We start from the raw sequence: 2237 nt of genomic DNA, 5'->3' as shown, positions 1-2237 counted from the left end.
CCTGTTTGGAGGCGGCCACCGCGACGGCTCTGGCGCCATAGGGGGCGGCGGCGTGCGCCGGGGCCGCGGGGCCGCTGAGTGCGGCGGCCGTCAGGAGGAGCAGGGAGAGGACGGCGCGTGCTCTGGGGCAACAGCACGTGGGGGGAAGGCCCTTGGGGACCTTTCGGAAGTCGGTCCTGAAGCAGGACATCGTGACACCTCCGCAATCGGTTGGCAGGTAACAGTCAGGTCAGTGGTCGTGGTCCTGTTCTCGGTCGGATGCGTCATGGCTCTGACGGCGGACCAGTTTTCTCCGACGTGACGTGCCGAACCGTGTCGGACACAGTGGTATTTGTCTCGATTTTGCATTCGATTCGAGATCATAGGAATGAATGACCATCCGACATGCGTGCCCGAAATGTCTGTTCGAGTGGTGGGTGCAGGCGGGTCGCACGGCCCCGCGCGGCCACGATCCGCCAACTTCTATGATCATCAGATGTCAGATCCTCGCTATCCCGCGAAGCCCCGCCCCGGAGATCCGGTCGCCGTGCTGTCCCCCTCGTCCGGCCTCCCAGGCCTGTTCCCGCTGCCCTTCGAGTTGGGCGTGCGCCGGCTCCAGGAGGACTTCGGCCTGACGGTGGTGGAGTATCCGACGACCCGGACGATGGGTGCGACGCCCGAGGAGCGGGCCGCGGACATCCACGCCGCCTTCGCGGACCCGGACATCAAGGCGGTGATCGCCAGCATCGGCGGCGACGACCAGATCACCGTCCTGCCCCACCTCGACCGTGACCTGCTGCGCGCCAGTCCCAAGCCGTTCTTCGGCTACAGCGACAACACCAACCTGCTGTTGTTCCTGCGGGACTTGGGGATCGTCGGCTACCACGGCGGCTCGGTCATGGTCGAGCTCGGACGGCCCGGCGCGCTGCACCCGTCGACCGCCGCCTCCCTCCGGGCGGCGCTGTTCACCTCGGGCGAGTTCGAGCTCACCGCGGCAAGCACCTACGGCGACGTCAACAGCCCCTGGGAGGACCCGCAGACCTTCGCGTCCGAGCCCTGCATGGAACCCGCCGACGGCTGGTCCTGGCACAACGCCGGCCGCGTCGTCGAGGGCATCGGCTGGGGCGGCAACCTGGAGGTCATCTCCTGGATGCTGATGGCCGACCGTGCGATCCAACCGGCCGAGACGTACGCCGGAAACGTGCTCTTCCTGGAGACGTCCGAGGAGATGCCGCGCGCCGAAGAGGTCTACCGGATCCTGCGGAGCATGGGTGAACGCGGGCTGCTGCGACAGTTCCCCGCACTGCTCATGGGCCGGGCGAAGAGCTGGTCCTTCGAGAACCGGCTGGGTGCCCGGGACAAGGCCCAATTCCGCCTGCGTCAGCGCGAGGCCGTCCTGAGGGCCCTCCAGGAGTACGCCCCCGACACCATGGTCGTGTTCGACGTCGACCTGGGCCACACCGACCCGCAGCTTGTGATCCCCGTCGGCGGCCGCATCCGGGTGGACGGCCGGGCACGCAGGATCCTCGTCACCTACTGAGCCGGAGCCGGTGCCGGAGCCGGCGTTCAGTGGCTCTCGGAGCGGTAGGCGCGCATCGCCAGCGGCATGAAGACCGCGGTGATGCCCGCCGCCCAGAGCAGCGACCACAGGATCGGTCCGCCCGCCGGAGTGCCGAGCAGCAGCCCGCGGAACGCGTCCGACAGGTGCGTCACCGGATTGACCTGCACCCATGCCTGGAGCCACCCGGGCATGGTGTCCACCTCGACGAACGCGCTGCTCGTGAAGGTGAGCGGAAAGATGAAGGTGAACGCATAGACCTGCACCTTCTCCGCGTCCCCGGCCACCATCCCGATCAGCACCGCCGTCCACGACACGGCCGCGGCGAACGTGAGCAGCAGCAGGGCCGCCCCGATGAAGCCCGCCGGACCGCCGGTTATCTCGAAGCCCAGCACGAGGCCGAGCGCGATCATCAGGAGCATGGCCCACAGCTGCTTGGCCAAGTCGGCCACGATCCGCCCGAACAACGGGGCCGAACGGGCGATCGGCAGGCTGCGGAGCCGGTCGAACACGCCCTTGGTCAGGTCGGTGTTCAACGACATGGCGGTATACATGCTCATGAACAGCGTGTTCTGAACGATGATCCCGGCCAGCGCGTACTGGAGGTATTCCTGCGGGGAGCCCGCCATCTGCCCGCCGAAGACGTAGGTGAACAGGAACACGAACATGATCGGCGTGATGCTGTAGTCGACGAGCTCCC

At 67.5% G+C, this 2237-nt stretch carries 2 protein-coding genes; one reads left to right on the top strand and one right to left on the bottom strand.

What is annotated here, in order from left to right; genetic code table 11:
• The first annotated feature begins 475 nt into the window (after window positions 1-475).
• On the top strand, window positions 476-1519 hold the full coding sequence (locus ACFWVD_RS28320; protein ID WP_081524745.1) for a S66 peptidase family protein: 1044 nt from the start codon (window positions 476-478) through the stop codon (window positions 1517-1519).
• A gap of 26 nt (window positions 1520-1545) precedes the next feature.
• On the opposite strand, the gene ACFWVD_RS28315 is transcribed toward ACFWVD_RS28320, so the two are convergent.
• Window positions 1546-2237: ABC transporter permease (locus ACFWVD_RS28315; protein ID WP_379247920.1), on the bottom strand; the 692-nt coding region annotated here is incomplete at its 5' end.

The sequence above is a fragment of the Nocardia sp. NPDC058666 genome, assembly GCF_042714895.1.
Classification (GTDB): Bacteria; Actinomycetota; Actinomycetes; order Mycobacteriales; family Mycobacteriaceae; genus Nocardia.
Note: the sequence above shows the minus strand (reverse complement) of the source record. Positions and strands in the feature narration are given on the sequence as shown.